Here is a 7,827-nt window from a genome sequence, read left to right on the forward strand (position 1 = left end):
GGGTATAAAGCTCTAATTAACCGTTTAATAGTTTGAATATGGGTGACTGATTTCACATTTTGGTTCATTTTAAGTCGGTATGTGAATCAATGTTGTGCAGTGGCGCAAACTGTTTGTTGTTAAATTAATGTTAATATCGAATGGTGTGTCATTGATTAATAGCGAGCATGGATGTGCAAACGCCTTTGAATCCCTTTATTCAAGCGAATGGATTACCTCAATTTGGTCATTTAGCATCGGTTCCCGAATCGCTTCAGTTGGATGCGTTTCAGTATCTTAATGAGATGGACCAGCCTGCATCGAGTTGGCGTAAGCGATTCGACTATAAGCAATTCCAGTTCATCTCGATCGTGACAGAGAAACACATCATTGGTGTCGCGATTGCTGATATTCGCTATTTGGCGTCTGGCTTTTGCTATGTGTTTGATATCGAAACTCATGAACTTGTTGAGCAGCAATGGCTAAAGCCGCTCAATATGGGCTATCAAACACAACCTTCTAGTTGGAACAGCCAAGCCTATCTCGCCAGTGACACCATCCAGTTCAACATTGAAAATGGACTCTGGCATATACAGCTTTCAACAGACCTTATTCAAGCTGACTTAAGGTTAACGCCTGAGCTAGAAAGTTTGCCTTTGATGCTCTGCACGCCAACAGCATATTCGGGCTGGACCTACACTCAAAAACACAACGCGCTCGCTATACAAGGTCAAATGAGTGTGAAAGGGCAGCCACAAGATCTCACCAATGCAGTCGCTGGGTATGATTTCTCTGCTGGTTACATGCGCAGAGAGACCAGTTGGCGATGGGCGAGCATCAATCACCAAAGGGAAGGCAAACGGATAGGACTGAACCTTGCGGCTGGTGTGAATGAAACTGGGTATTGTGAAAACGTCATTTGGATTGATGGTGAACGCCACTTGATGCCGCCTGTACAGTTCGAGTTTTCTCGCATGCATCAAGAAGCGTCATGGCGAATTACCTCACAAGACAAGCGCATCGACTTGATCTTCAAGCCTAAAAATCAACGATCAGAGAAAAAGAACTTCTGGTTTTTGAAGAGTAACTTTCGTCAGTTTGTCGGTTACTTTTCTGGTTATTTGATTGATGACAATGGCATTAAACACGAACTCGATGAGGTGATGGGGCTCACCGAAGATCATTACGCAAAATGGTAGGAACGGACTATGGAATGGTCACAGATTACGGAACATCCTGATTTATTGTTGATGTTGCTCGCACCAATATTCTTTCTTTGTATTGCGGCAGAATATTGGTTTGGGCAACGTGGTGGTCGATTACCTGAGAGTGCGCGATATTACTTGCCAGAAGTCATGTGTAACTTTGTATTGGCTGGGCTTCATCAAGCGACAGATATCTTAACAGGACTGCTGATCGCTAAACTGTATTTGTGGTGGTTTGGTTGGCGCTTGTTTGATATCGAGATGACGGTTTCTACCTTCCTGTTACTCATGGTCTTGCAAGATTTCTTCTATTATTGGTTCCACCGAGCAAGCCATCGTATCCGTTGGATGTGGGCAGCGCATGTGGTGCACCACAGTTCAGAGCGTATGAACTTCAGTACCGCATTTCGCCAAAGCCTGATGTACCCACTAGCGGGTATGTGGTTGTTCTGGTTGCCACTGGTCATTATTGGATTTGATCCTAAATGGGTGGTGTTTGTTGTGTTACTTAATCTGGGTCTGCAATTCTTTGTTCATACTCAGTCGATTCGTTCCCTTGGCCCTTTGGAGTGGGTCTTCAATACACCATCCCATCACCGAGTTCATCATGGTGTGAATCGTCAATACATTGATAAAAATTACGCTGGTGTATTGATTATCTGGGATCGCATGTTCGGGACGTTCGAGCCTGAAGTAGAAACCGTCCGTTATGGCATCTCAAAGCCCGTGAACAGCTTTAATCCTATTACCGTGACGTTTGCAGAATGGAAAGACATGTTCAAAGAGGTGACCCGTCCCAATTTGTCTTGGCGTCAGCGCTGGCGGTGCTTGTTTGCTCCACCGTCCGATACAATTGAGTAATGGTTCTGAATGATTAACTAAACGCCATACCATTAATGCTTGACAGTGTTCGGTGATGTTGTTTTAATGCGTACGGTGTTTTGTAAGTTTTAAGGAACGGACGATGACATTTAATCGAGTTTTCTCAATTGTAACGATGACCGCCGCTATGCTCAGCTCTGGGTACGCATACGCAGCACCTGCTTTTAGTGCAGATCAGTTGTGTAAAGCAGGGTTGGCACTGGCTATTGATAAGCAGCCTCGCGGGATTAAATCAGCGGGAACATCGGGTCAACGTATTTTGCTGGCTTTGAAAAATGGCAAAAACGATTGGGATTACCGCTGCACGGTGAATCGTCAGAATCGTACGTTAAAGATTGATGCTAGGGACTTGAAGCGAAATGATAAATATCTCGCTCAAGCCATACGTTATCGCATCAATGAAGGGAAGCGATCGGTTGAGGTTACCATGAAGAAACGCGCTGGTGGCGGGCTGAAAAACGACACGTTCACGACACTTCAGTTGGATTAACCCCAAAGATATGGGGAACACAATAACGAAGACGCGCCCCTGCACTCTGCAGGGGCTTTTTTATGCCTGCAGTTAGAGGTAGCAAATACAGAGATCGATTACAGCCACAGCATGATAGCAATGAAGTACGAGTTTAAAGGGTATTTTAGGGAACTGATAAAAAAGTTAGCTTAGGCAAAGCTTGGAGCGGGCAGCGGGAATCGAACCCGCATCATCAGCTTGGAAGGCTGAGGTAATAGCCATTATACGATGCCCGCGCATCGATAGGACTCATTCAATATGCCAGATTGAGTGCAAAAGAAAAGTCTTTTTTGCTCAATAAGTTGCTTAGTGAGTAAATAAATACCGATTCGTTCAAAAAGCACACAGTACTGTTAGCAATATGTCGCTCTGAATACGATTTCACTCTCTTTCTCAACCAGTGTTTTACTCTGTTCTTAGTCTCTATTACGTCTTGAATTTGAACACTTGGCATTCATGGTCAAGACTAAATGTTGAAATGATTCAATATTTTCTCAGGTTCGTAAGATTAAACACCACAACTTGCCGAGAGACCGGCGCGATAGAGAGAGGAGAAAGAGTATGTGGAAAGGTTTATTGGCAACGTTGTTTGCTATCTCGGTGGTTGCTTGTACCACGGTAACCACTGATGTTGACAAGCAAGCGGATTTCTCATCCTACAAGACGTTTGATTTTGGTGAACAATCAGATACCCCAACCAGTTTGGATGCTCGTCGCATTGAGCAAGGGTTAGCAGCTCAACTGGAATCAAAAGGAATGTCGCGCGTGAGGAGCGGCGGTGATCTGTATGTGCACCACGATATTATCAAAGAATCGGAGATCGTATCTTCTGGTTCAAGTTTTAGTGTCGGTTACGGTTGGAACAGTTTTGGTGTGGTGACGTCCAGTCCTGAGCGTTACAAAGAGAAGAAGTACGGCAAATTGGTCGTTGAGCTTGTCGATACTAAAGCCAATCAAGTGGTGTGGAAGGGGGTTTCTAGCCGTAAGCTCACCGAGTCAATGAGTACTGAAAAGCGCGAAGAGTTGATCTCGGAAGAAGTCGCGAAAATGTTTGAAAACTACCCGTATGGTAAAGAGTAAATTGAAGGTTAAATCATCGTCTAATCGCGCCAACAATCATTTGCAAAACGCTCTTTTTATTATCGATTAAGAATTTGAATTGCAAATTTGCACGCACGGAGTTACAACAGCGTATCGTTGTGGTTTAGGTGAATTCTGTGCGTGCTTACTTAGTCTCTGTATTAGGACTCTTTGTTGCGCTGATGGCTTTTGGGTTGAGTCAGGCTTCACCGTCACCAAAAATCTCCTACGCCGTCAGTTACACCTCTTCATTGATTGATGGTGAGGCGCATCTAGAGAAAGCACCGTTTTCTCCTTCACGTAAAGTCGCTGTGAGTTTATTCAGCCGCAATGCACTCCGCGTCAACCATTCCAATACGTCGCCAGATTCGGATGATTTCGATGTGCTGCCTGCACGTTGGCTAAATGACGTGCAGGATTTCAACAAACGCGAGTTTACTGACGTAGCGTTGCCTATCATTCAAATTTTTTATTCGCACTCCAAATATCGGCTGGGGGCAGGGCAAGAGTCCAACCTGATCTATCGCTTTATTCATGCACGGTAATTCCTATTCATTAATTTTCGAAGTTTGATTGTGATGTTTAGGAGTTTGTTATGTTTGATTCAATTACGCAGGTGCTGTTTGCTTTGTGGCACCAGGATTTTACTGCACTGATGGCACCCGGTAGTGCAGGACTTATCTACTTTGTTGTGGGTGCGCTTATTTTTCTTGAGAGTGGTTTTATTCCTGCGGCGCCTTTCCCTTGTGACAGTGTTGTTGTGCTTTCTGGCACTTTAGCGGCGGTGGGTGTATTGGACCCAGTGATGATCATGTTAGTGATCGTAGTGAGTGCGGCAATGGGAAGCTGGGCTGCTTACCTACAAGGCAAATGGTTAAACCGTTTACCAAAGGTGCAGGGTTGGGTAAATGCAGTTCCTGCAAAACGCTTGGAGCAAGTTGACATGCTACTTGGTAAGCATGGCTTGATTGCATTGTTTTGTGCGCGCTTTATTCCGGTTGTGCGTTCTTTGCTGCCTTTAATGATGGGTTTGCGCGTTAATCGCGTGAGTAAGTTCCATTACTTCGCATGGTTGAGTGCGATTCTATGGACGCTGCTGCTGTGTGGTTTAGGCTTATTATTGCCTCTACTGCCAGAGAAGCTTAACAAGATTGTGACCATGGGATTGATGGCTGCACCGGTGATTACCCTGACCATTGCCATTATGAGCTTTGTATTGGTGAAGGTGCGTAAGGCTTGGAGTAAATCGAAAACCACGCCGCAATTGCCATAGTCTTATAAACCTGAAGTTCGAAAAGCAAAAAAGGCGCGATAATCGCGCCTTTTTGGTTCTCTACGTAAATTGAAATGAGCTGGAATCAGTAACCATTGTTATAAAGGTATTCGCCTGCTTCTTTGCACTCAGTTTTGTAGAGCTGCTCCATTTTGGTTTCATCCATGCCTTTTGCTTTGAATTCGGTCTCTGCCGAAGAAAGCTGGCTGAATGTGTACCCACGTTCTGCCATTAAGTAATGACGAAACATTGCACGGTGTTCAGGAACCGCAGTTCGGGCGTTAGAAGCATTGGCACACTCCATCAGAGCGCTGTTGCTCATTTCTTCTGGTTTTGCTGCGTGCGTAGTTGTTGTGAATAAAGTAATAAGCGCCAAAGTGGCAATAGTCGCGATTTTTTTCATAATCAGGATCTCGAGTTAATTCGGTGTTCAGATGAGATCATCCATGGCTGGTACTGACGGTTTCCATATTGTGTCAGTACAGTCAATGTGCGAGCTAAGCGTCGCGACTGTGTGCAAACACGTACAGTAAATTGGCTTGCTTCCATCTAGCTAGATGATACGAGCGACGGTATGCAAATACATCGGCAGCATCGGGTAATGGCGTTGCTTTGAGCGCTATGTCCAACAGTGATGGAGACAAAAACGCGACTAACAGGTGATAGTCGGGCGTTATATTTGGTGGTAAATCACCATCGTTACCGGATGTACGGCGACAAGGGAGTAAACCAAGCAAATCACGTTTTAGGTGACGAAAGTAACCGTCTGGACTCCAAGAGTCGCGAGTATTCCATGCACGATAAGGCGCTTTTATTGCGTGGTAATCGTATTGAGTGAGCTTATAAAGCTTTTCTGAATGCGTGTAGTGGAATTCTGAGGATGGCTGATTTTGCGCTGCAAGCATTTGCCCTGAGAACAGGGAGAGTGACAACAAAAGCAAAAGGCGAAATACGTGAACCAAAACTAACCCTAAAACACTATGGAATCGATATTCGTTTGCTGCCTGAAGGTGGCGCTTGCGTATACTAACGACTTGCTGAAAGGATGAACAGTTTTTTGTCGCATTAAAAAAGGGAGCGTATCAGCTCCCTTTTCAACATTAGGTCAAGAAACCTCAAGCGCTAGCGTAGATAACACTGCCACCTTTAATGGTGTCGATGATTTCTCGTGATAGCTTCTGTGGCAGAGCGGGGCAACCCCAACTGCGACCAAGATAACCATTCTTCTTAATAAAAGAAGGATTCGCGTAGTCTGCACCATGAACCACGATGTAACGCTCTCGTGCTTTATCGTTAACGCCGGATGTCAGTCCATCCAAGCGAAGTGAATAACCGTTAGAACCATAGTATGTGGTATCGGTTAAGAATGTTCCTAGAGAAGTTTTACGAGAGTTCACAACATTAGAAAACTTCGTTGCGGTCTTCTTGCCGCTGTTTACGCCGTGAGAGACATAAGTATTAAAAATGAGCTTCTTCTTGTCCAAATCGACCACATAAAAGCGTTTTTCAGTAGATGGTTTACTGTAATCGATGATAGTCAAAAGTGGCTTTTTGCGGTCTGAGGTTTTCTTATAAGCTAAGAACGCATCATTGAATAAACTGAAGTCAATGACGCCTTCCAACTTGGCTTCTTTATATGTCTTTTCAACAAGTTGTTTAGTGACTTTCGTTTCTGTCGCTTTGCCTGAATGATGAGCAAAGGCAAAAGGAGAAACTGCCAGCGATGTCCATATCAATAATAAAAATAGCTTTTTCATTTGTACTAAATAAAACTCTTGGTGCAACAAATTTAGCGATTGCTTCGTGCAGTCGTTAATACAGCATGTTCATCAATTTAACTCTATTCCCAATGTTGCTTATTATGCGTAGCGACGCCTATTACTCAAATATTTTTAGTATTTGGTAAAGACTATCCAACTAACTTGCTGAATTTAATCAATATTGAGAGGTTAATTGATGACTTTAAAAATCTTCAGAACAAATACTAGCCGATTTGGCTAATTAATAAAACTGTGTTTACCAATATTTACTGAGATGGATACTCAATAAAACATCGTTTAATTATACTTTTAATAAAAATATTGTTTGAATTCAATGAACTTATTTCTAACTGGTCATTCGGCGAAAAGTTTTTAGACTGTGATCCTAGTCGTAACAAATCATGACTGAATAAAGGTGAATGTATTGATAGCTACTATGGGTTGCGGAGCATATTCAACCAAACGGCCAGCTAGATTGTTGTATATCGTCAACTTATCCGTGTTCACTGTTCACATCATCCAAACTTTTTATGTTAGCGTGCTATAAAACTGTTAGCAGAAGGCATTGAAGATGGAAGTTCATGAGTGTGTCTCATTTATCCTAGTTAAGGATGATGAAGTGTTATTAGAAACAAGATCGAAGGACAAGGACTCTGACCCAGGTATGATCGCGATACCCGGTGGGCACATGGAACAAGGCGAAAGTCAGTCCATGACATTGCTGAGAGAATTAGACGAGGAGCTAAACATCAGACCGCAAAGGTGCGGGTATTTGTGTTCTTTATATCACCCAACCACCGAACTTCAATTGCTTCATTATTATGTAGTCACTGATTGGGTGGGAGATATTCAGAGCCTAGAAGCAGAATCTGTCAATTAGTATCCAATAATAAATGCGCCTGTTGCTACGGAAGTGGATCGCATAGCTTTAAGTGAATATCAAAGATTAAAGCATGTATTAAAATCGGTATTTAATGATGACTTCTCAATAAATAATGTTTGTGGATAATCATAATATTTTTAATTAATGATTAAATGACGAGTACATTTGAAATAAAGTTTTTCTGATAAATCGTTTAAATGAATTGTATACCCAAGTGATTTCAAGATGCAGGATTCTGAGCGTTGTCATTGATT

At 43.0% G+C, this 7,827-nt stretch carries 9 protein-coding genes, 1 tRNA gene and 1 pseudogene; 7 read left to right on the plus strand and 4 right to left on the minus strand.

Annotated elements, in window-relative coordinates:
- Positions 1–167: 167 nt before the first annotated feature.
- The 3 genes from VHA02S_RS23960 to VHA02S_RS23970 all read left to right on the plus strand — a co-directional run bounded on the left by VHA02S_RS23960 (position 168) and on the right by VHA02S_RS23970 (position 2,556).
- Positions 168–1,178: a DUF2804 domain-containing protein gene (locus VHA02S_RS23960; RefSeq protein ID WP_038899428.1), complete on the plus strand. Its 1,011-nt coding sequence runs from the start codon at positions 168–170 to the stop codon at positions 1,176–1,178.
- Between the two features lie 9 nt (positions 1,179–1,187).
- Positions 1,188–2,045 carry a sterol desaturase family protein gene (locus VHA02S_RS23965; protein WP_038899429.1) on the plus strand — a complete coding sequence of 286 codons (858 nt, stop codon included), beginning with the start codon at positions 1,188–1,190 and terminating at the stop codon, positions 2,043–2,045.
- A 103-nt stretch (positions 2,046–2,148) separates the two neighbouring features.
- Positions 2,149–2,556, plus strand: a complete 408-nt coding sequence (locus VHA02S_RS23970; protein WP_005452271.1) for a hypothetical protein — start codon at positions 2,149–2,151, stop codon at positions 2,554–2,556.
- A gap of 182 nt (positions 2,557–2,738) precedes the next feature.
- Here the strand turns inward: VHA02S_RS23970 and VHA02S_RS23975 are convergent.
- Positions 2,739–2,813 (minus strand) — tRNA-Gly (locus VHA02S_RS23975).
- Positions 2,814–3,138: 325 nt separating this feature from the next.
- On the opposite strand from VHA02S_RS23975, the gene VHA02S_RS23980 reads away from it, so the two are divergent.
- The 3 genes from VHA02S_RS23980 (at position 3,139) to VHA02S_RS23990 (ending at position 4,930) form a co-directional block, all read left to right on the plus strand.
- Positions 3,139–3,657: a DUF4136 domain-containing protein gene (locus VHA02S_RS23980; protein ID WP_038899430.1), complete on the plus strand. Its 519-nt coding sequence runs from the start codon at positions 3,139–3,141 to the stop codon at positions 3,655–3,657.
- Between the two features lie 137 nt (positions 3,658–3,794).
- Entirely contained in the window at positions 3,795–4,202 is a 408-nt protein-coding gene (locus VHA02S_RS23985) for a hypothetical protein (protein ID WP_038899431.1), read from the plus strand.
- A gap of 50 nt (positions 4,203–4,252) precedes the next feature.
- A complete protein-coding gene (locus tag VHA02S_RS23990) occupies positions 4,253–4,930 on the plus strand; it encodes a DedA family protein (protein WP_005435728.1) in 678 nt (225 codons plus the stop codon).
- An 85-nt stretch (positions 4,931–5,015) separates the two neighbouring features.
- On the opposite strand, the gene VHA02S_RS23995 is transcribed toward VHA02S_RS23990, so the two are convergent.
- The 3 genes from VHA02S_RS23995 to VHA02S_RS24005 all read right to left on the minus strand — a co-directional run bounded on the left by VHA02S_RS23995 (position 5,016) and on the right by VHA02S_RS24005 (position 6,687).
- Complete coding sequence (locus VHA02S_RS23995) at positions 5,016–5,333, minus strand: hypothetical protein (protein WP_005452266.1); 318 nt, start codon at positions 5,331–5,333, stop codon at positions 5,016–5,018.
- Between the two features lie 94 nt (positions 5,334–5,427).
- Positions 5,428–5,835 carry a hypothetical protein gene (locus VHA02S_RS24000; protein ID WP_038899432.1) on the minus strand — a complete coding sequence of 136 codons (408 nt, stop codon included), beginning with the start codon at positions 5,833–5,835 and terminating at the stop codon, positions 5,428–5,430.
- A 210-nt stretch (positions 5,836–6,045) separates the two neighbouring features.
- Positions 6,046–6,687, minus strand: a complete 642-nt coding sequence (locus VHA02S_RS24005) for a murein L,D-transpeptidase catalytic domain family protein (RefSeq protein WP_017190709.1) — start codon at positions 6,685–6,687, stop codon at positions 6,046–6,048.
- Positions 6,688–7,261: 574 nt separating this feature from the next.
- Here VHA02S_RS24005 and VHA02S_RS24010 point away from each other — a divergent pair.
- Positions 7,262–7,699 (plus strand): annotated as a pseudogene (locus VHA02S_RS24010) (NUDIX domain-containing protein).
- Positions 7,700–7,827 lie beyond the last annotated feature (128 nt).

It is taken from the genome of Vibrio harveyi NBRC 15634 = ATCC 14126 = KCTC 12724, assembly GCF_001591145.1.
Classification (GTDB): Bacteria; Pseudomonadota; Gammaproteobacteria; order Enterobacterales; family Vibrionaceae; genus Vibrio; species Vibrio harveyi.